The 20,118-nt window shown below is 40.7% G+C and carries 22 protein-coding genes and 1 pseudogene; 12 read left to right on the plus strand and 11 right to left on the minus strand.

All coding sequences use genetic code 11. The features are described from left to right. Positions 1 to 6: 6 nt before the first annotated feature. Together KA713_20760 and KA713_20765 are read right to left on the minus strand one after the other, a co-directional pair. Positions 7 to 510: a hypothetical protein gene (locus KA713_20760; GenBank protein ID UXE66835.1), complete on the minus strand. Its 504-nt coding sequence runs from the start codon at positions 508 to 510 to the stop codon at positions 7 to 9. 92 nt (positions 511 to 602) lie between these two features. Continuing rightward, a complete protein-coding gene (locus KA713_20765) occupies positions 603 to 1,250 on the minus strand; it encodes a DUF2911 domain-containing protein (protein UXE66836.1) in 648 nt (215 codons plus the stop codon). A 50-nt stretch (positions 1,251 to 1,300) separates the two neighbouring features. Between KA713_20765 and KA713_20770 the strand changes: the two genes are divergently transcribed. Next, positions 1,301 to 1,786: a dCMP deaminase family protein gene (locus KA713_20770; GenBank protein UXE69209.1), complete on the plus strand. Its 486-nt coding sequence runs from the start codon at positions 1,301 to 1,303 to the stop codon at positions 1,784 to 1,786. Positions 1,787 to 1,866: 80 nt separating this feature from the next. Here the strand turns inward: KA713_20770 and KA713_20775 are convergent, their stop codons facing one another. Then, entirely contained in the window at positions 1,867 to 2,187 is a 321-nt protein-coding gene (locus tag KA713_20775) for a hypothetical protein (GenBank protein UXE66837.1), read from the minus strand. A gap of 682 nt (positions 2,188 to 2,869) precedes the next feature. Then, the gene (gene murB, locus KA713_20780) at positions 2,870 to 3,892 is read right to left on the minus strand and encodes a UDP-N-acetylmuramate dehydrogenase (GenBank protein UXE66838.1); all 1,023 of its coding nucleotides are present in this window, start codon (positions 3,890 to 3,892) and stop codon (positions 2,870 to 2,872) included. A gap of 180 nt (positions 3,893 to 4,072) precedes the next feature. On the opposite strand from murB, the gene KA713_20785 reads away from it, so the two are divergent. Together KA713_20785 and KA713_20790 are read left to right on the plus strand one after the other, a co-directional pair. Beyond that, complete coding sequence (locus tag KA713_20785) at positions 4,073 to 4,918, plus strand: hydroxymethylglutaryl-CoA lyase (GenBank protein ID UXE66839.1); 846 nt, start codon at positions 4,073 to 4,075, stop codon at positions 4,916 to 4,918. Then, positions 4,919 to 5,455: a GNAT family N-acetyltransferase gene (locus KA713_20790; protein ID UXE66840.1), complete on the plus strand. Its 537-nt coding sequence runs from the start codon at positions 4,919 to 4,921 to the stop codon at positions 5,453 to 5,455. It abuts the gene before it with no gap. A 169-nt stretch (positions 5,456 to 5,624) separates the two neighbouring features. Here the strand turns inward: KA713_20790 and dprA are convergent, their stop codons facing one another. Together dprA and KA713_20800 are read right to left on the minus strand one after the other, a co-directional pair. Continuing rightward, a complete protein-coding gene (gene dprA / locus KA713_20795; GenBank protein UXE66841.1) occupies positions 5,625 to 6,743 on the minus strand; it encodes a DNA-processing protein DprA in 1,119 nt (372 codons plus the stop codon). Positions 6,744 to 6,895: 152 nt separating this feature from the next. Then, positions 6,896 to 7,234, minus strand: coding sequence for a MerR family transcriptional regulator (locus KA713_20800; protein UXE66842.1), 339 nt, complete (start codon positions 7,232 to 7,234; stop codon positions 6,896 to 6,898). Positions 7,235 to 7,422: 188 nt separating this feature from the next. Between KA713_20800 and KA713_20805 the strand changes: the two genes are divergently transcribed. Continuing rightward, the gene (locus KA713_20805) at positions 7,423 to 8,967 is read left to right on the plus strand and encodes a hypothetical protein (protein UXE66843.1); all 1,545 of its coding nucleotides are present in this window, start codon (positions 7,423 to 7,425) and stop codon (positions 8,965 to 8,967) included. 61 nt (positions 8,968 to 9,028) lie between these two features. Here KA713_20805 and KA713_20810 read toward each other — a convergent pair whose 3' ends face one another. Both KA713_20810 and KA713_20815 read right to left on the minus strand, forming a co-directional pair. Next, a complete protein-coding gene (locus KA713_20810; GenBank protein UXE66844.1) occupies positions 9,029 to 9,979 on the minus strand; it encodes a peptidoglycan DD-metalloendopeptidase family protein in 951 nt (316 codons plus the stop codon). 6 nt (positions 9,980 to 9,985) lie between these two features. Continuing rightward, entirely contained in the window at positions 9,986 to 10,957 is a 972-nt protein-coding gene (locus KA713_20815) for a M23 family metallopeptidase (GenBank protein ID UXE66845.1), read from the minus strand. Between the two features lie 138 nt (positions 10,958 to 11,095). Here KA713_20815 and alaS point away from each other — a divergent pair. The 6 genes and pseudogenes from alaS (at position 11,096) to KA713_20845 (ending at position 17,319) form a co-directional block, all read left to right on the plus strand. Continuing rightward, a pseudogene (alaS, locus tag KA713_20820) lies at positions 11,096 to 12,367 on the plus strand (alanine--tRNA ligase). 15 nt (positions 12,368 to 12,382) lie between these two features. Beyond that, the gene (locus KA713_20825; protein UXE69210.1) at positions 12,383 to 14,077 is read left to right on the plus strand and encodes a hypothetical protein; all 1,695 of its coding nucleotides are present in this window, start codon (positions 12,383 to 12,385) and stop codon (positions 14,075 to 14,077) included. 9 nt (positions 14,078 to 14,086) lie between these two features. Beyond that, entirely contained in the window at positions 14,087 to 14,317 is a 231-nt protein-coding gene (locus tag KA713_20830) for a hypothetical protein (protein UXE66846.1), read from the plus strand. Continuing rightward, positions 14,307 to 14,633, plus strand: a complete 327-nt coding sequence (locus tag KA713_20835) for a hypothetical protein (GenBank protein ID UXE66847.1) — start codon at positions 14,307 to 14,309, stop codon at positions 14,631 to 14,633. Before KA713_20830 ends, KA713_20835 begins: the two co-directional genes overlap by 11 nt. Beyond that, positions 14,630 to 16,099 carry an Asp-tRNA(Asn)/Glu-tRNA(Gln) amidotransferase subunit GatB gene (gatB, locus tag KA713_20840; GenBank protein ID UXE66848.1) on the plus strand — a complete coding sequence of 490 codons (1,470 nt, stop codon included), beginning with the start codon at positions 14,630 to 14,632 and terminating at the stop codon, positions 16,097 to 16,099. Before KA713_20835 ends, gatB begins: the two co-directional genes overlap by 4 nt. A 362-nt stretch (positions 16,100 to 16,461) precedes the next feature. Further along, entirely contained in the window at positions 16,462 to 17,319 is an 858-nt protein-coding gene (locus KA713_20845) for a TlpA family protein disulfide reductase (GenBank protein UXE69211.1), read from the plus strand. 43 nt (positions 17,320 to 17,362) lie between these two features. On the opposite strand, the gene KA713_20850 is transcribed toward KA713_20845, so the two are convergent. From KA713_20850 to KA713_20860, 3 genes are all read right to left on the minus strand, one after another. Continuing rightward, positions 17,363 to 17,500, minus strand: a complete 138-nt coding sequence (locus KA713_20850) for a hypothetical protein (GenBank protein ID UXE66849.1) — start codon at positions 17,498 to 17,500, stop codon at positions 17,363 to 17,365. Further along, complete coding sequence (locus KA713_20855; GenBank protein UXE66850.1) at positions 17,497 to 17,868, minus strand: BlaI/MecI/CopY family transcriptional regulator; 372 nt, start codon at positions 17,866 to 17,868, stop codon at positions 17,497 to 17,499. Before KA713_20855 ends, KA713_20850 begins: the two co-directional genes overlap by 4 nt. 149 nt (positions 17,869 to 18,017) lie before the next feature. Further along, entirely contained in the window at positions 18,018 to 18,737 is a 720-nt protein-coding gene (locus KA713_20860; protein ID UXE66851.1) for a DUF4159 domain-containing protein, read from the minus strand. A gap of 53 nt (positions 18,738 to 18,790) precedes the next feature. On the opposite strand from KA713_20860, the gene KA713_20865 reads away from it, so the two are divergent. Both KA713_20865 and KA713_20870 read left to right on the plus strand, forming a co-directional pair. After that, the gene (locus KA713_20865; protein UXE66852.1) at positions 18,791 to 18,961 is read left to right on the plus strand and encodes a hypothetical protein; all 171 of its coding nucleotides are present in this window, start codon (positions 18,791 to 18,793) and stop codon (positions 18,959 to 18,961) included. Positions 18,962 to 19,176: 215 nt separating this feature from the next. Beyond that, complete coding sequence (locus tag KA713_20870; protein UXE66853.1) at positions 19,177 to 20,043, plus strand: hypothetical protein; 867 nt, start codon at positions 19,177 to 19,179, stop codon at positions 20,041 to 20,043. Positions 20,044 to 20,118 lie beyond the last annotated feature (75 nt).

Raw genomic sequence — 20,118 nt, forward strand, 5'->3', positions numbered from 1 at the left:
ACTAACTCAAAAATCCTCCGAAATCTCTTCCACCTTCTTGTCTTTATCTCCATGCATGATTTTGATCACGGGCACCGAGCGGTAGGTGAGGGTAAGGTGCTTGTTGTGGCCTTTGAAAATCAGACTCAATGTATCTTTGGCTGTCCAGTAGTAGGTTTCCATGCGAATGCTGTAGATCGCTTTGCCATACAATTTCTCTAGGCCGCGCATAATCTGTGGGTCTTTGTCGGTGTGCACGAGTATTTCGTAGATGAGGCCTTTGTAGGTTTTGAGTTCAATCTTTTTTACAGGCACGCTGCCCACCTTCGAATATTCAGGATGCTCTACTTCAAATAGCTTGGCCGAAAATTGTTTGTGGGCTACAATGTCTTTTTTGAATAGGGCTCCTTTTACGCTATCGATGTGCATCCCTAGCTTTATATCTTTAAAGCCGTTTCGTTTGGCTAATTCGCTTTGCGCGAAGAGTAGGTAATTGGTGAAAACGAGCAGTGTGATTAGAATCAATCGCATAGAAGTCTAAGTGTTTGTCACAGATTCACAGAGAATGCAGATTCGAAAAACAATAGCGGTGAAAATCTGAGTCATCTGTGGCTTATCAATGATCATTTCGGTTCTTGAAATTGAATAGGAAATGTAACTTTGGTTTTGTCCCACAGCAGTGAGATAGTGGCCTTATCAGTTTTTTGGTCGATGAGGATGGTGAAAGGTTCGTACACTACCTCGGTGAGTGTTTCTACGGATACATCAAAGCGGAGTACATCTTGCTTGATGTTATAATTGTAAGAGCCCCACATGCCCACATCGCTGTTGACAATGATGGTCCAGTTCCCTTTGCTGGGAATAGTCAACAAAGAATAAGTGCCGGCTTTCAACGGTTGGTTGTTGATAAGTATGTCTTTGGTGATGGTGATTTCGGTTGTTTCGTTGGCACCCGTGCGCCAGACTTGGTTATAGGGTACGGTCTTTCCAAAAATTTCGCGGCCGCGCTTGTGCGGCTGGCTGTACACAATTTTTAAGTAGGTGTCTTTATAGCGAGCAGTGGCAATGGCCAAGGGGCTTGGTCTAGGAGTGACGGCCAGTTGCGAATAGCCAACTTCAGTTATAAATAATAAAGTAATGAGTAAAGTGACAGGTATGGCACAACTAACGAATAGTGGAGTGCGCACTCGGGGAGATCTCGCAGGAAGGATTTGCACCAAAAAGCCCGCCCGCCCGCATAGTATAAACTGAAATGAATTTACTAAAGCCATGTTTCGGTTCGAAAGATAAGAATTTGATGGCAATTGGATATTTTTACCACATGAGTGATAAACCGGCATTTGACGATATATATATGGAGTTGGCCGTTAACCTGGCCAAGCGGAGCCACTGCATCAAGCGGCATGTAGGCGCAGTGCTTACCAAAGACACGCGGATTATTTCGATTGGCTACAATGGCCCGCCATCTGGTACGCACAATTGCGATGAGGAATGGCCACAGCAAGGTTGCCCAAGAGATTCCAAGGGAGGGTGCTCTTTGGCCATCCATGCCGAGCAGAATGCAATTTTATATGCAGTGAAAAACAAAACGGCTGTGGAGGGTGCAACTTTGTATGTCACGCTATCGCCTTGTCTGGCGTGTTCGCGCATTATATATAGTATGGGCATCAGCAAAGTAATTTACTTAAACTCGTATGCGCAGTTTAAAGGATTGGCATCTGACGAAGGCGTTGACTTTTTGAACAAGTTTGGGGTAACGTGCCAGCACTATGAAGGTGAACTGAGTAATGTGACGCACATGATTTAAATGAGGTATTGGGCACGAGTACCAAAAACAAAAAAGGCTTCGATTCAGTCGGAGCCTTTTGATTTAGAATGCTTGTTCAACTAAGCATTCAAAGCTTTTTCAACATCGCCAATCAATTTGGCGGTAATGCCTTTTGTCTTTTTTGTCAATGCTTCTTTTAATATCGGCAACGCCTTTGCTGAAGTCTCGAACAAGCCCACTGGATTTTTGTCGTGGCTGTAGCTGCCGAGGCACCACTCCATTTCAGATTGTAATTCGGGTGATAGGCTTGCAGCCTTCAACTTTTCTAAAATGGTTTTAGATATGTCTTCAATGCTTACGGTTTTGCTGGCAGCGGCTGGCTTAGCGGCAGCTTTCTTTACTGCGGGCTTTGCGTCTGTTGTTTTGGCGATTTTTGCCATAGGTTTAATTTTTTTTGTTACAAAGTTATGTTGATAACTTTTTAGCAAGCAAGTGTTGACGTGAGTTTATTTACGCAACCGTTAACTGAAAAAAAGAATTTGCAAACGAGTAAAGGTTGGTTTGGCTTATGATTTAGCAGGTTTACTACTGACATGTTTCATTTTTAGTTTTACGAAGTTCATTCTTCAACCATGTCTTTTCTTATGGTTTGCTGTGAAAAGGAATTCAAATTCATTCTATCTATCGTTCGGCAATTACAAATAGTGTACTGCCACGGTAAACCGAATCCCTCACTTTTTTTGCCACAGAATTCCAGGAATACAAACAGAAGTTGTGTCTTGTGGGCTGATAAAAATATCAAGTACTAGTATTTGTTCTTTGTGGCAAATACAAGTGCGATAAAAAAATTGGATAAAAAAAAAGAGCAGTGATCCTAGATCACTGCTCTCCGAGAGAATCAAGCGTTGCTTGATTACTTCTTCTTCTTAGCAGCCTTTTTTGCTTTCTTAGCTGCTTTCTTAGCGGGTTTTTTTGCCATAGCGTTTTAATATTTTGGTTTAAAACTTACGAAATGTATAACAATTATTTAATCTGAAAAAATATTTTGCAAAATATTTTTTTATGACCGAAGAAATTCATGTCGATGATTTTTTATTTCGAGCGCATAACTGCTATTTTTTTTCATGCGATGATGTTTACTTCGGGTGTGAGTGTAACACCAAATTTTTCTTCAACACTCGCGATAATTTTTTGTGCGAGTGAAAAAATTTCAGCGCCATTTCCGTTTCCATAATTCACCAACACCAACGCTTGTTGTGTATGCACACCTACTTCATTTATTTTTTTTCCTTTCCATCCGCATTGTTCGATGAGCCAACCAGCTGGTACTTTAACTTCTTGATTTACAGAAGGATAATTTGGTATGCTTGGATTATTTTTTTGTAATGATTGATAGTGATGGAGAGATATGGAGGGATTCTTAAAGAAGCTACCTGCATTGCCAATCACACGTGGATCAGGCAACTTACTTTGTCGTATCGCCATCACTGCATTACTCACGGATTGAATGGTTGGTTCAGTGATGTTCATCTGCCGAAGTGTGTCTTGTATTGCTCCATACTGTAGGTTGATGCGATGACTTTTTTTGCTAAGAGTTAAAGTAACACTTGAAATAAAAAATTTTTCTTTCAGCGTGTGTTTAAAAATACTTTCGCGGTATCCGAAGGCACATTCATCTGCTTGGAAGGATCGCTCTTCTCCTGTAAGTAAGTCAATACCATGCACCGATTCAATCACATCTTTTACCTCTACACCATATGCACCGATGTTTTGTATTGGTGCGGCACCCATTAAGCCGGGTATCAATGATAGATTTTCGATTCCACCCCAATTATTTTTGACACAATGAAGCACAAACCCGTGCCATGCTTCACCCGCTGCTACTTCTAGCGTAATGATTTTGTCATTCTCGCGCACGATGTTGATTCCTTTCAGTTCAGTTTTGATAATCAGCCCATCAAAATCATGTAAGAACAGCACATTGCTGCCTGCACCAAGTATCAATCGCTTATTCTGTAGAAATACGTTTGTCTGTTGAAGTTCTTTTAATTCTGCGAGTGATGAAATAGTACAGAAATACCGTGCCGTGGCTGCAATGCCAAAGGTGTTGTAAGGCTTCAGGTTTTTATTTTCCTCGATCTTCATACTAAAGTGGAAGCAAGGAAAGAAAAACATACGACAATAATAAACGATGAGTTAATTTTTGATTGTGGATACTGGTTTTTAGATTCTAGCAACCAGTAACTTTTTTTGCGTTTTTTCTTGATTATTTTTCTTTGGTAAAGATTTACCCATTTTTGTTTAACAATTAGGTAACCATTGCAGATGAAACTCATTGAATGCCCCCGCGATGCCATGCAAGGCATCCACACCTTTATCCCCACCGAAAAAAAAGTACACTATATTAATAGTCTTTTAGAGGTAGGATTCGATACGCTGGATTTTGGCAGTTTTGTTTCACCCAAGGCAATCCCTCAATTGCGCGATACGGTTGAGGTACTTTCGCAATTGAAAGTATCTGACACAAAATTGTTGGCGATTGTGGCCAATACCCGAGGAGCAGAAGAAGCCAGTCAACATGACCGAATTACTTATTTGGGTTTTCCGCTTTCCATTTCCGAAACCTTTCAACAACGAAACACCAACAAGTCAATTGCCGAGGCATTGAATACGCTGGACGAAATCCAACAAATCTGTCTGCAAAGCAATAAGGTGTTGGTCACGTATATTAGTATGGGATTTGGTAACCCATATGGCGACCTCTACTCGGTTGACCATGTACTGAAAATCACGGATGTGTTAGCGACCATGGGTGTTGCCATTGTTTCATTGGCCGATACGATTGGGGTTTCGCAACCCGAACAAATTGAAAATTTGTATTCCCTTGCGGTGAAAAATTTCCCTTCTATTGAATTTGGTGCGCACTTGCATTCATCATCACAAAAAGCTTGGGAAAAAATTGCTGCTGCTTATCAGGCAGGTTGTCAACGGTTTGATGGAGCACTAAAAGGTTTTGGCGGTTGCCCCATGGCAGAGGATGAATTGGTTGGAAACTTAGCCACCGAAACAATTTTGTCTTTCCTCGATTCGAAGCAAGCTGCACCAGATTTAAATCGGGATGCGTTTTCAGAGGCCATGAAAATAGCGGATGACGTGTTTAGTTATAAATAAATGAACTTACAACCACTCCATCTTCACGATTCCCGCCTTCAACTGGTCCCGCTAAGGCGCAATGATTTTGAAAGATTATATTCAGTTGCATCCGACCCATTGATTTGGGAACAGCACCCCACTAAAGACCGCTATAAACGCGAAGTGTTTCAATCTTTTTTTGATTCAGCCATCGATGGCAAGGCTGCCTTTTTAATTGTGGATGCCAAAACAAATGAACCCATTGGCAGCAGTAGGTATTATGAGTATGATGAGGCAAAGAAATCAATTGCCATTGGCTATACTTTTTTAGCGAGAAAGTACTGGGGAGGAAATTGGAACCAAGCATTGAAGAAACTGATGCTCGACTATGCTTTTCAATTTGTAGATAAAGTCATCTTTCACATTGGCGAACACAACCTGCGTTCACAAATAGCAACACAACGTTTTGGTGCAAAAAAACTAGATAGAATTAAAGAGAAGGCCAACGGTTCTCAGGTCGTTCGCAATTTTGTCTATGAATTGAAGAAAGAAGACTGGAATCAACACAATCAATAATACAACAAGTCTTCCCCCCGATTTATAACCTGAAGCATGAAACGTGTACCATGTCGGCCATTGTCAACCTATTGCCGGTACAGCACCTCATATTCATCATTCAACACCTTCTTTCCATTCACTGGAATTTTTAGATTGAAATCAAATTTATGGATTTCTGAACAGGAAGCTACTTTAATTTAAGTAATTTAAGTCGGTATTCCTTTCCTGGAAGCGATTCAACTGCATTCTTAAATTCCAATCCCAACAATAAAGAGGCAAGCGATCCGGGCGATAACTCGCTCCGCCACATCAGTTCATCTACTTGTATCGGACTTTTTTCTTTTAGTACGTTCAAAATTTTCTTTTCATCATAGTCAAAGGCTGACCAATCAGTGGTCTCGGTTGATTTACTTTCTACTTTTTCGCCAGCCGACCAATTCATGATGTACTCTAAATCTTTCACTGAAGTATAAAGGTGGGCCTTGTTGGTTTTTATCAGCTTGTTGCAACCTTCTGAAAATGTTTCGCCTAATTTGCCAGGGATGGCAAACACATCTTTGTTGTAGGAGTTGGCAATATCGGCTGTGATGAGCGCACCCCCTTTTTCGGCTGCCTCGATTACAATCAAGGCATCGCACAGCCCTGCAATGATGCGATTGCGAGCAGGGAAATTATGTGCATCGGGTTTCGTGCCAAAAATATTTTCGGTCAAAAGGCCGCCTTGCTCTACCATCTTAGTAGCTGTTTCTTTATGCGCTGCCGGATAAATCACATCCATGCCGCTGCCCATCACACCAATGGTTTCTAAATTATTTTTCAAAGCTTGCTTGTGCGCATGAATGTCAATCCCATACGCAAGCCCGCTCACAATCAAAGCTTGATGCAACGCTAATTCGTGAACAATTCGCTCCACACTTTCTTTTCCGTAAGCCGTTGCTTGTCGTGTGCCAACAATGCCAACTGTTTTGAGGTGGTTTAAATTTGCGTTGCCTTGATAGTAAATCAGGGCAGGAGCGTCTTCAATTTTTTTTAGTCGGGCGGGATATTTTTTGTCTGTATAAAAAAGTATTTCGGTGTTGTTCTTTTCAGCTTTCTTGATTTCTTTTTCGGCTTGCGCGATGGATTTCTCAGAGACGATCGCCTCAGCCGTTACGTTCCCCACCCCTGGAATTTTCATCAACTTGCCTTTGGGAGTTTTGAATACTTGCTCGGCCGAGCCACAATAACTTACCAATTGCTTCAGCAGGTAATCGCCCACACCCGAAATGCTGTGCAAGGCAATAAATGAAAGTCGTTCTTGATTCACCTAGGCAATTTGAAATGGGACAATTTGAAGATTTGAAAATGCAAAGTTGTAGGTAGATTTCCAACTACGAGGCAGATAAGATTTAAATGTGGCTATTAGTTAATGACTGAGTCAATTTTCAAATTAACTCATCTTCAAATTCTCAAACTTGATTAAGAAAGCTTTTCTCTCACTTCCACCAAGAATTGGCGTACTTTTTTAAGAGAATCAAGCAAATCCATTTTGTCTTTAACGGATTGCGTATCATTCTTCAGCATTTCCTTAGCGCCATGTAGCGTAAAGCCTTTCTCTTTCACCAAATGATAGATGGTGCGAACGTTATCAATGTCTTCTTTGGTGAACTGCCGATTGCCTTTTCGGTTTTTCTTTGGTTGGATGGTTTCAAACTCTGATTCCCAGAAGCGGATAAGTGAAGGGGCTACATTAAACTGCTCGGCTACTTCACCGATTGAGTAATAAAGCTTCTCAATTTCTTTTTCTTTGTATGCCATGCAGCGGTTCAGGGGCGTAAGATGCTCAATTCAGCATTGAACATCATGCAAAATAGCAATTCTTTGTTCGCGGTGCAAAAGTGTGTTACTTTTTTATTGACAAGCTATTCAAATTCACCGCGTGGATTTCTTTTTGATTATTTTTAGGTTATAATAATGTGGTCAAGTATGTGTACTGCTTAAATCGAATGCTAAAGCGCCTTTCCGTCACCACAATAGTGTGCCACATCGCATTTAACTATTGTTTTTCTTCAGAAAACTATAATCTGCTCATTCAAGATACCCTTGACCTGACAAAAATTTCTTTCGCGATAAGTGATTCTTCCTTGCTTACTTCCATTTTGTCGGTGCCTTCTGATACTTTTTCCTCTACGAGTTATACTAGATTAAAAGGTATCACCACTTTTCGGGGTGGCCCCTATCGCGACCGCGCCTCTATCGGACGAATTTCGAAACGACCTGATTCACTGGTGATAAAATGGTCTGCTAAAACGGCTCCACAGGGTGAGTGGGGTGGTGGTGCTGGGTGGACGGGGCAGCCTAGCGTGGTTCAATGGCCAAATGAGCTCCGTACAAAAATGAATATTGACCCAAAATTTAGTGATTCATTATTTGTGGAGGTGATAGCTGCTTCTTTGGATGGAAATGTGTACTTCCTCGATTTGGAAACCGGCACTCCCTCTCGTAAACCAATAAAAATAAACAACCCCATTAAGGGTTCTGTCTCGATTGATCCACGCGGTTTTCCCATTTTGTACGTTGGCCAAGGTATCGCTAATAAGAAAATTTTTGGATTTAGGATCTTTAGTTTAATCGACCAGCAACTGCTTCATTTTTTGGATGGTAACGACCCTTTTTCTATTCGTAATTGGGCTGCTTTTGATGGTTCACCTCTCATTAATGCAGCAAATGATGTAATGTACCTCGGAGGCGAAAACGGATTACTGTATTGCGTCAAGTTGAATACACGCTACGATTCACTGACAGGGAAAGCGAATATTGCTCCACAAGAATTGCGACTGAGATACAAGGTAAATGATGACCATAAAGTTGGGATTGAAAATAGCGTGGCCGCTTATGGCAATAAAATTTTCTTTGCAGATAATCACGGGTACATACTGGCAATCGACCTTTCCACTCTCAAACCTTTGTGGGTTATCCATAATTATGACGATACTGATGCTTCACTCATTATTCAACCAGAAGCAGGAATTCCATATCTATACACGGGTAGTGAAGTAGATAAGCAGGGCAAAATGGGATTTTCCTATTTGAAAAAAATAAATGGACTTACAGGCGCTACGGTTTGGGAAAAGAAATACCCTTGCCTAACGGTGTTAGGCGACCACCCAGTGAATGGTGGAATGCTCGCAACACCTATTATTGGGAAAATGAATTCTTCAGGAAAAGTTATTTTTAATTTAGCTAGATACAAAGAATTGAACAAAGGATTGTTGGTTGCCTTAAATCAAACTACTGGCGAAGTGTTGTATGAAGTTTCGTTGCCAAATTACTCATGGTCTAGCCCTGTTGATATTTATGATGAAGAAGGAAACATGTTTATCTTTTTAGCTGACAGCAAAGGGTACGTAATGTTGCTAGATGGAGAAAATGGCACGATGATTTACAAAAAGAAAATTGCGGAATTGTTTGAAGCCTCACCAGTTGTTTTTGACAACAAGATTATTATCCCTTCGCGACCCAATAAAATATTTTGCTTGGAGATCCGATAATGCAGGTGTCTTTCACTTGTGTAGGCAGATTTTAAATCGCATCGGACACCTTCTTCTTTTTTCAATCAAGCTTCTTAGGCCTCACTTTAATGATTTTATTATACTCGTCTTGTGCTAAAGTAGTATTGAGGAAGTGAATCGGATTAACATAATTTCCATTATACATTACTTCATAATGTAAATGGTCGTTGGTAGAGGTGCCAGTGTTACCAACAAAACCAATAAGCTGGCCTCTTTTCACTGTTTCTCCTTCTGTAACATTGTATCTGGATAAATGCGCGTAACGTGTTTCAAATCCAAAACCATGATGGATAAAAATCACGTTGCCGTAACCAGCGTTTGGCCGCGCAAAAGTAACATATCCATCACCAGAGGAATATACTGGAGTACCGTGCGGAGCAGTTAAATCTAAACCATTGTGTGGACGTACATAATTAAAAATTGGATGCAGCCGCATTCCAAAAATAGTATTCAATCGAGTAAGGTCGCGATTATTGATAGGTTGAATGGCAGGCCTCGCAGCCCACATTTTTTCTTTTTTCTGAAGCTCGTCTTTCAACTGAGTCATCGATTGAGATTCAATGTCCAACCGATTGACGATTTTCTCTGATTTTTCGTAAGCCTTTCGAATGAGCGGGTATTCAATAGTCGCACTTTCTTTTTCTCTACCCCCCGCACCGGCCTCGCGTTGGCTCGATGATAGTGGTTCTAAATTCAAAATAATTCTGAAGTTTTGGTCATCATTTTGTTCAAGTGCCAATAACTGTTCTGATACATTTTCCATTTGTTGGTAAAGCGCACTCCATTCAGATTTTAGCTCTTGATTCTTTTGAAGTTGATAGATTTCATCTATCAATGGCATTTTTATAGTCACATAAACCAATCCCGTAAGGCCAAGCAAAAACGAAATACCTAAAAACCGAAAAATGTTTTTGCCCATTTGCTTAGGCGTAACCACAATCGGCTCATACTTACATGTTTCGGGGTTATATGTGTATTTTATTTTCGCCATCGAAACTTAATCAAGTGATTGGTTTAGCTTATTGCTATTATTTACCATTTGCTGATACTCCGTGCTACTAAGGCCTCCAATCATATATTTTACAGGGTTCACCTTATGGCCATCTTTTATTACTTCATAATGAAGATGCGGAGCAATAGAGCCGCCCGTGCTACCAATAGTACCAATTATTTGTTCTTTGGTTACGCGCTGACCGTACCTGATTTTTACTTCTGCCAAATGTGCGTAGCGAGTAACAATCCCTTTGCCATGGTCAATATCTATATAGGTACCATAACCTGCGAGCAAATTACTTTGACCAATATTTACAACCAGTCCTGGCCCACTTGCCAAAACATTTGTTCCGATGGTGGCAGCAATATCCACACCTTCGTGAGAATCTAAGCCCTTGTGAAACGGGTTGATACGCCTTCCAAATCCGGATACCAATTTGTCAACCTCAAAATTTTGAATAGGCGGGATGGTTGGTAGATTTTTCAAAATCCTAAGCTCATGCTTTTCGATACTCGCACTTTCAGAAAAATAGTAATTGTTTGTTTTGGCTTGCGCACTTACCATTTCTGATTTTTCTACTACCGAGGTCATCCAATTTGCAAAAGAACTTGAATTGGCCGTGAGTATCTCTTCCTTGTAAGCTGTGGGATCAGACTCTCCAGTTTCAAGTGTTGTTTCAAACAACTTTTCGTATAAATCTTTATTCTCTGACTTTAGTCTTTTAATCCTACCTGACGAAGCTTGCAACCTGCTGGCCAAAATTACTTGGTGGCTTTCCAACGCCTCGTTTTCAGCCCTTAACTTAGTTTCCAATTCAGTGTCAAAAATAGAATTCTGCAAAAGTACCAATGCCACCAAGAAGAGGGAACCAAAACTAAGGTAGCCAATCACTCTAAACGTAACGCCCAATATAGAAATACCGGCCCGCTCGTAGCGCAAGGTTTTGGGGTCATACTTGAATTTTGTTACAGCCATTCTATTAATCTATACCTTTTGGCGATTATAGTTTTCAAAAGACGCTAAATGCCAGTAAATTTGACGTTTTGGACGATTTTGAACTCATAAATATATAGAAAAAAAGTTGTTTACAAAACACATAAATCGTTGAGTGTCATGGATTCCCGTCAAATACGCAATAATTTCCTTGAATTTTTTGAAAACAAGGGCCATAAAATTGTCCCTTCTGCTCCCTTGGTACTTAAAAATGACCCAGCTCTGGTATTTACCAACTCGGGCATGGTGCAGTTCAAGGACTATTTTTTGGGTAATGCAATGCCCCCAAGCAAGCGAATTGCGGACACACAAAAGTGTCTCCGCGTTAGTGGAAAGCACAATGACTTGGAAGATGTGGGATTGGATACCTATCACCACACCCTGTTTGAAATGCTCGGCAACTGGAGCTTTGGCGACTATTTTAAGAAAGAAGCCATTGCCTGGGCTTGGGAGTTACTCACAGAAGTTTATCAATTGCCAAAGGACAGATTATATGTGAGTGTCTTTGGTGGGGATAAAGATGACAATCTTTCAATCGACCAAGAAGCATTCGACTTATGGAAGTCATTTGTTGAAGAAGATAGGATAATACTGGGGAATAAGAAAGATAATTTTTGGGAAATGGCAGATGTGGGGCCCTGTGGTCCATGCTCCGAAATTCATATTGACCTAAGACCAATTGATGAAGTAAAAAAGAAACCGGGCAAAGAACTCGTCAATAATGATCATCCCCAAGTAGTTGAGATATGGAATTTGGTTTTCATGGAGTTTGAGCGCTCTTGGAAAGCGGGAGGATCAAATGCTTTGATGCAATTTGACCTAAGTTTAACCAATACCGATAAGAAAGCTCGTGAAAAGCTACGATCTGCGTCAACCACGCTTAAACCGCTTCCTGCAAAGAATGTTGATACGGGCATGGGCTTCGAGCGGCTGTGCATGGCAATTCAAGCGAAAACTTCCAATTATGATACGGATGTGTTCCGCCCACTGATGGATTTTATTTGCAACAATGTTAAGCCAGAGTCTTATAAATACGGAACTGATACCAAAAAAGATATTGCTGTTCGTGTTATGGCAGATCATATCCGTGCTGTATCCCTTGCTATCTCCGATGGGCAGTTGCCAAGCAACACAGGTGCTGGTTATGTGATTAGAAGAATTTTACGAAGAGCGGTGCGCTATGGATTTTCGTATTTGAATTTCAAAGAGCCTTTCATGCATCGATTGGTGCCGTTGTTGGCCTTGCAATTAAAAGATGTTTTTCCGGAGTTGCATCAACAATTGGAATACGTGAGCAAAGTGGTGCATGAGGAAGAAAAGTCATTCTTGAGAACACTAGACGATGGTATATTTTTATTCAATCATAACTTCTTAACCCTGATTAGGAAATCACTTCGTAATTATCTCATGCAACAGAACGTAGAATGGGAGCAGGTACCTGGCAATGAAAACTTCCCAGATTTTTTTCTACGAAAACATCAGTTGGTTATTGAACTGAGTTCAAATTTTGAGAACAAATCGCTGAACAAATCCAAAAAGACAATTGACGGCACATTAGTGACGGTAATTAGTTTGAATCCTTTTTTAGTATTGAAAGATTCTACTTGGCGTGATGGCGATTTGAAAACAATTTTTAACTCGATTCCGGACCTACAAAGAGTTATTGACGGTTGGACTGCCTTTGAATTATATGACACGCATGGGTTTCCAATAGATCTAACTCAACTCATGACGAAGGAAATTGGATTTACAGTTGACATGGATTCTTTTAACCAGTATTTGGCTGAACAAAAAACCCGCTCTAAAGCCGATGCAGCCAAAGAAACAGGAGATTGGGTAGTGGTGTCTGAGGGAGAAAAACCCGAATTTATTGGTTATGACAATTGGAGTGCATCATCCAAAATTTTGCGTTACCGAAAAGTGAAGCAAAAAAATAAAGAGTTGTTTCAATTGGTATTGGATAAAACACCTTTCTATGCCGAGAGTGGCGGTCAGGTGGGCGATACGGGTATATTGGAAATTGGTACTGAAAAAATCCATATTATCGACACCAAAAAAGAAAATGATTTGATTGTGCATTGGGTGGAGAAATTGCCCATTAATTTAGAAGGTAATGTGAATGCTGTGATTGATTCGCACAAGCGCACACTTTCCATGAGCAATCACTCGGCTACGCATTTGTTGCACGCTGCATTGCGCCAAGTATTGGGTAAGCATGTAGAGCAAAAGGGTTCGTTGGTGAATGATAAGATTTTACGTTTCGATTTCTCGCACTTTGCGGCCATGACCAGCGAAGAGATTTATAAAGTTGAAACGTTGGTAAATGAAAAAATCAGAGAGAATATTCAATTGAATGAGCAGCGCAATGTGCCCATCGAAAAAGCAAAATCACTTGGTGCGATGGCTTTGTTTGGTGAAAAATATGGTGATTTTGTTCGCGTGATTACGTTTGATCCAAAATATTCTGTGGAGTTGTGTGGAGGAACACACGTGCTCTTTACAGGCTCAATTGGTTTCTTGAAAATTACTTCAGAAAGTTCTGTGGCCGCTGGTGTGCGTAGAATTGAAGCGGTGACATCCGAAGGTGCTCAGGAATTTGTTAATCAATCACTGGCGATGTTGGGCGAAGTAAAATCCTTGCTAAAAAATCCGAAAGATTTAGCAGCTTCTGTGCAAAGTTTGATAGAAGGGAAGCATTCGCTGGAGAAGAAATTGGAAGTGATAAACATCGAGCGTGCTAATCTCATCAAAGAAGACTTGGTGCGGAAGGCTGTAAAACAAAATGGAATTACATTAATTAATGAGAAAGTGACCGTGCCTAGTGCCGATGCACTGAAAAATATTGCTTACGCGCTCCGAAATCAATTTGAAGATTTGGTCATGGTGCTAGCGGCCGATGTTGAAGGCAAACCCAACGTGGCTGTGATGTTGGGCGAGAAGATTGAAGCTTCTAAAAAATACCATGCTGGCAATATGGTGAAAGAGTTGGCAAAAGAGATTGATGGTGGAGGAGGAGGGCAACCTTTTTATGCTACGGCCGGGGGAAAGAACTTGGGAGGATTAGAAATAGTTAATGAAAAAGCAAAAGGATTAATTGGTTAACTTTGCGGTATGCTGGAACATGCTAGAAAAATTCACTTGATAGAAGAGCTCCTGAAAGTAGAGGATAAGTCTACATTGGAACAACTGGAAAAAGTTATCAAGAAGTCGAAAAAAGCACAACGGATTTCTGCAAAGGAAAAATTTCTGAATGAACTAAAGGCCTCAATTGAGGAGGTCAAGCTTGCCAGAAAAGGGAAAGTAACACTTCAGTCTGCTAAGGCTTTTCTTAATGAACTTTGAGGTTTGTGTTACTTCGTATTTCAAAAGGCAATCTAAAAAGTTGCTGAAGAAGTACCCTTCGCTGAAGCATGAACTTGCTTCCTTAATTGAAAATCTTTCAACCCTTCCGATTCAAGGTAGTTCGTTAGGAAGAAGCTTTTATAAAATCAGATTGTCCATTGCATCAAAGGGTAGTGGCAAATCGGGTGGCGCACGGGTGATAACTTATGTTCAGGTGATTGACAAGAAAGTCAATTTGCTTTCGATATATGACAAATCAGAAATCCCAAATATCTCTGGTAATGAACTTTCCACCCTTCTCAAAAGTATTGAATGATTGACAATTTGTCTGATAAGTACCGAATAGTGGTTGGACTAGAAATCCACGCACAACTTCTTACCAAAACGAAAATCTACAATTCGGATTCAGCCGCATACGGTGGCGAGCCAAATACCCATGTGAGCACCATTACTTTGGCGCACCCCGGAACACTACCCAAATTGAATAAGAAGGTAGTGGAGCATGCCATTAAAATGGGCATTGCTTGTGATAGCAAGATTTCGCGCCATCAAATATTCGACCGCAAAAATTATTTTTATCCTGATTTACCAAAAGGGTATCAGCTTACACAAGACAGAACTCCTATTTGTGTGGGTGGATTTATAAGCATCAAATCAAAAGATGGAGCAGAACGGAAAATTGAATTGAACCGTATCCACATTGAAGAAGATGCTGGTAAATCCATTCACTTGGAAAATGAGTCCGACACATTGGTAGATTTTAATCGTTCGGGTGTGGCGTTAATTGAAATTGTTACCAACCCGGTAATCACAAGCGCTGAAGAAGCAGCCACTTCATTTGCAGAAGTGAGAAAGCTGGTTCGCTATTTGGAAATCTGCGATGGCAACATGGAAGAGGGTTCTTTGCGGTGTGATGCCAACGTGTCGGTGATGTTGAAGGGTGCAAAGGAACTGGGCAAGAAAGTTGAAATCAAAAACATGAACTCGGTACGCAATGTGCAGTATGCGGTTACGTACGAAGCCGAGCGACAAATAGCGTTACTCGAAAAAGGAGAGTCCATTGTTTCGGAAACGCGAACGTTCAATGCCGATAACGGAAAGACCTACGGCATGCGCACCAAAGAGGAGCTAAACGATTATCGCTATTTTCCTGACCCCGATCTAAGTCCGCTAGTGGTGTCAGATGAGTGGTTGGAGAAAATAAAATCCTCTATGCCCATGCTTCCCAAGCAATGGTTTGAGAAATTTGTTTCGCACTTTGGGTTGCCGACCTACGATGCCCACGTTTTAACCGAGTCGAAAGAAATGGCGATTTATTTTGAGCAGGTGGCGAGCCACACGCACTACTACAAAGCGATTTCAAATTGGTTGATGGGGCCAGTAAAATCCTATCTCAATGAGAAGAATTTGGAGATAGAAAACATAAGTTTGAAACCGGCCACCCTTTGCAAATTGATTGAACTGGTCGAATCGGGAAAAGTAAGTTTTGCGGTGGCAGCGCAATCTATTTTTAATGAATTGTTAACAGATGATTCGCTTGAACCTTTGGCCATTGCCCAGCGTTTAAATCTTATTCACGAAAGCAATGCCGATGTTATTATACTTTTGATTGATGAGGTGATAAACGAATTTCCGTTGAAAGTAGAAGAGTACAAAAAAGGAAAGAAGGGAATTGCAGCCATGTTTATGGGTGAAATTATGAAACGCAGCAAAGGCAAAGCAGACCATAAACTCACAAATCAGTTATTGGCGAAACGGTTAGCGGAGGTGAGTGGTAAATAGTATTCAATAATCAGTTTTCGGTAATCGGTAGTCAATCAACAAATCAACGAATTAGCACATTAACACATCAAAACATGAAATACATTCTCACATTTCTTCTTACGATCTCGTTGTTGGCCAATTGCTCTCCGGAAAAAAAGACAAACGAGGCGAGTTCGACAGCATGGGTTGTTACAGTACGGGGTAAAGTAATAGTGCCGGTTGCAGGAGGACAAATTTTAATCGAAGAGATTAAGCAAGATGGCACGGGAACAAAACAGTCCACTATTTTGAAAGCCGATAATAGCTATGAAGCAAAATTAAATTTGTCATCACCCGGATATTATCGCTTCAACTTCTTTAATCGCCAAGTGCTCAACATTATGGTGAATAAAAGTGACTTAGAATTGAATGTTGATGGTAGCCAGCAACAAGGTTTTTGGGAAATCAAGGGCTCACCTGACCACGATTTGATTGCCAAAGTTCAAGCGATGGTGCAACAATCACAAGCAGGCCCAGAAATGCAAGCCATAGAAACTGAATATCAGCAAGCTGCGGCTTCTAATAATGAAAAGCGTGTGGAAGAATTGCGAAACCAAGCCATGGCGTTGATGGAAAACAATAGCGTGAAGTTGGCCAGTTTTTTAAAGGAACAGCCCGTTTCACTGGCCTTGTTCAATTTGCTGCAAGACCCCAACTTGATTGACAAAGACAAAAACCTTGATTTGTTTATTTCTACATCTGAAAAGTTTAAGAAGGAGTGGCCAAACTACGTTTTTACGAAAGAACTTTCCAACCAAGTGCAGAAAATGAAAGTAACGGCCATTGGTCAATTGGCACCCGAGATTGCATTGGCAAACCCCAACGGACAAATTGTAAAATTATCTTCCTTGCGTGGCAAATATGTATTGATTGATTTTTGGGCGAAGTGGTGTGGCCCCTGTCGCAGAGAAAACCCGAACGTGGTAAAAGCCTATCAACGATTTAAAGACAAAGGGTTTGAAGTATTTGGCGTTTCACTCGACCGAACAAAGGAAGATTGGGTAAAAGCCATTGCCGAAGATGGATTGACATGGACGCATGTGTCTGACTTAAAATATTTTGAATCACAAGCGGCCAGAGATTACAATATCAACGCCATTCCATTTTCCATTTTGCTGGATAAGACAGGAAAGATTATCGCGAAGAATTTGAGAGGTGCTGCGTTAGAACAAAAATTAGAGGAAGTGTTTAAAGAGTAGAGGAAGCTGAGAAACCTCCTCTACTCTGAATACCTAGCCTAGTTTAAATACAATGGGCACTGTAAATTTCTGCCTGACGATTAAACCAGCTTGTTTTCCTGGCTTCCATTTTGGTGATGCAGCCAATAATCACCGCAGCAAGTCCGATATTTACTTGTAAGTAGTAAGTTGGTAAACTCATGGCTTTTTCTGTTTAAGTTCCTCCAATTGTTTTACGAGCAAGTCAATATCCTGCACACCCATTTTATTTTCCGCTGCGAAAAAAGAAACCAAGCTTTGAAAGGAACCTCCAAAATATCCCTTCACTAGATTGTTCAAATAGAAGTGCGTGTACTTGTCTTTTGCGATCAACGGATAATACTCGTGAGTCTTTCCATACGCAGTATATCCAACAAATCCTTTTTTCTCAAGAATTCTCACAATAGTGGAGACCGTGTTATATGCCGGCTTCGGGTTGGGTAGTTGATCAACAATGTCCTTTACAAAAGCTTTTTTCAACTTCCATAAAATTTGCATGATTTGGTCTTCTGCTTTCGTCAATTCTTTCATAACTATCAATTACGTTGTAAAACTAAATAATTGGTTATAAGAAACAAATCAATCGTAAAACTATGTTTGGAGTGCCCGAATTTTGATTTTTAAATTGAAGTTGGGAAAAGACTACGACCTAAAGTCCTCATGAGTAATGCTCACTAATTTCAATTTGCCGTAAAGCAATACGAAATAAGATTGGCACCCATTTTTAAAGCCTGTTGCCTTTTTTCTTCCGGGTCGTTATGGATGCGAGCATCTTCCCAGCCATTTCCCAGGTCGCACTCATACGAATAGAAGACGACCAATCTGCCTTGATAAAATAACCCTAGTCCTTGAGCGGGCTTTCCATCATGCTCGTGGATTTTAGGCAAGCCATTTGCAAACTTAAATTTTTGGTTGTAGACGGCATGATTGAAGGGAATCTCGACCAACTCTAGTTCAGGGAAAACCTTTTTTAATTCGATGCGTACAAATTTGTCCATGCCGTAGTTGTCGTCAACATGTAAAAAGCCTCCGCCTATTAAGTAGTTTCTAAGATTGGAGGCATCTGAAGAAGTGAAAACCACATTGCCGTGGCCAGTAATATAAATATAAGGGTAACTGATAATGCCCGGGCTGCCTACTTCAATCACATCCTCTTCTTCGTTCAATTCAGTACTTAACTCTTTGTTGCAGAAGTTGATGAGGTTAGGCAATGCAGTTTTGTTCGCATACCAATCGCCACCTCCATTATACTTCAGTTTGGCGATTTTTAGGCTCTGCCCGGTTGCCGGTAAGGTTATTAACAGCAAGACCGCTGCAATACAAGCCAAACTCTTGGCTATGCATGAAATGTGGAAAACTGAAAGCAATTCAGCGATTTTTAAATTTTTCCTTTGTGCCATTAAACCAAGCGTTAAGTTCTATCTTTAAGCAATAAACAAATTTAAAAACCTCTATGAAAGCATTGAAAAGTGTATTTACATTTAAAACGATTTGGATCTTAGCTATATCCATGGTGTTAAACTTGGTGTACTCTCTTGCTTGCCGGATTTCTAATAAAGGTTTCATAGCTGTAAGCGGCACCAAAGTATTTGTGGTCGATAGCAAAACGTACACGATAGATTAAGGAGATGGTAACTGAGATAACGACATTACCGTTACAGTAGGGTAGTTTCCAAAACAATTAATGTAAACGCAGACGGTAACTAACCTAGCTGATAAGTGATCAAACAGAGCCCTGCAATTGCGGGGCTTTTGTTTTTTTTGAAAAAATATTTTTGAAAGAGATTAAACCTTACCAAGTGGATCTGCTCTAAATGACAAAACCAACAAAAAACACGCATGAAAACAATCAGCAATTTATTCAGTCTAAAATCAGCCTCCGCACTGGCAACAGCCCTTGTGCTGACGTTGGCCTCGTGTAACAAAACCAACGAGGCTTCCCTTTCAAGTTTAAACAACGAAACAGCCATCGATTCGAAGGTTGATGAGGTAAACGACATTGCCAGTTCGGCATTGAATAGCAATGACGCGCCCACGGGGAGAGTAGAAGATCGAGATGATCGTTTGGATTGTGCCACCGTTGTTAAAGATGCAGGTAACACAAAAGAAACAGGAAAAATTACATTGACTTTTACTGGAGACTGCAAAGATGACGATGATGATGTAAGAACAGGTAAAATTATCATTACTTGGTCTGGCGGAAGGTGGTTTATCCCAGGTTCTGTTCACATCATCACATTAGAAAATTATACTGTGAATGGGGTCGTGATGAATGGCATACGAACGGTAAAAAATATCAGCACAACCGAGTCTCCACTTAAATGGACTATTGAAGGAGACCACAACTCCACTTGGCCCGATGGCACTACTGCTCAACGCACTGTAAAAAGAACTCGTCAATGGATGAGATCATCTACTAACCCTCTACAAGACAAATGGATTATTTCACAAACGGATCCAGCAGTTCCCGCAGCAATAGGCACTAACCGCAATGGAAAAAACTACTCTGTACAAATCACTACCCCTTTGCAATATGTGAGGGCATGTGGGCGCAGGGTACACATACCTGTATTGGGTGTAAAAACCGTAACTGTAGACACTGAAGTTTTTGCGGTTGATTATGGAGATGGAACTTGCGATAACCTGATAACGGTTACCAAAAACGGGGTTTCTAAAACTGTTAAAGTCAACAAAGACGGTAACTAGGGTTACTTCAATTTGAGTAGGAATCAAAAGCCCCAAAAATGGGGCTTTTTTAGTTTTTGAACAACTACATTTACT

This window comes from Chryseotalea sp. WA131a, from assembly GCA_025370075.1.
Classification (GTDB): Bacteria; Bacteroidota; Bacteroidia; order Cytophagales; family Cyclobacteriaceae; genus ELB16-189.